1 protein-coding gene is annotated in these 496 nt (G+C 65.9%); it reads left to right on the top strand.

Annotation, left to right across the window (positions count from 1 at the left end):
* On the top strand, positions 1 to 496 hold a 496-nt coding region (locus ACTJKM_RS36065; RefSeq protein WP_440661895.1), incomplete at both ends, for a calcium-binding protein.

Genomic DNA, 496 nt, shown 5'->3' with positions numbered 1-496 from the left:
GACCTTCGTCAATGTCGAGCACGTCCAGATCACCGGCGGTTCGGGCGACGACGTCATCACCACGTTGGACGGGAATGATCAGCTTTACGGCGGCCTTGGTAACGATACGTTGTCTGGCGGCGCCGGCAGCGACAACCTCCAGGGTGGCGAGGGCAATGACACGCTTTCCGGCGGATCGGGTTCTGACGCTCTCGACGGCGGGGCTGGCAGCGACAACCTCGATGGCGGCGACGACAATGACAGCATGGTTGGTGGTGAAGGCGACGACACGCTGACCGGGGGGGCCGGCTACGACTACCTGGATGGCGGCCTTGGCACTGATACGCTCGACACGAGCGCCGACGGCGGCCAGGCCTTTGGCGGCAGCGGTGACGACGGCCTGATCGGCGGCGACGGCGCCGACTACCTGGCCGGCGGCGAAGGCAGCGACACGATCAATGCCGGAGCGGGCGACGACACGCTCATAGACGATGACAATGCGGCCTCTTCCGGCAAT

This window comes from Ensifer sp. 22460 (assembly GCF_052044935.1).
In the GTDB taxonomy this organism is placed as follows: domain Bacteria; phylum Pseudomonadota; class Alphaproteobacteria; order Rhizobiales; family Rhizobiaceae; genus Ensifer.
The sequence above is the reverse complement of the archived record's forward strand: the minus strand, read 5'-3'. Positions and strand labels throughout refer to the sequence as shown.